1 pseudogene is annotated in these 296 nt (G+C 49.7%); it reads left to right on the forward strand.

The features are described from left to right. Positions 1–296, forward strand: a pseudogene (locus AN944_RS21700) (hypothetical protein); the annotation flags it as partial.

Consider the following 296-nt stretch of genomic DNA (forward strand, 5'->3'; position numbering starts at 1 on the left):
GTGGATGGCGACATCACAGTGGTTGCAACTGCGACTGACAGCAACGGCAATGACCTGTCTGCCAACGACACTGAAAACCTTGATGCCCTGTCAAGTAACATCACCGTCGATTTAGTTATCGATGGCGATAATAACGGTGACATCACAGGTACATCACAAGATATTCCAGCAGGCGGCACGGTCACTCTGGTGATCACAGATATTGCGGGCACTGCAATTACCATCACTGATGTGGCAGTAAACGCGGACGGTACTTACTCTGTCGATAACGTCGACCTATCTACACTTGTGGATGG

This window comes from Shewanella sp. P1-14-1 (assembly GCF_001401775.1).
GTDB classification, from domain to species: domain Bacteria; phylum Pseudomonadota; class Gammaproteobacteria; order Enterobacterales; family Shewanellaceae; genus Shewanella; species Shewanella japonica.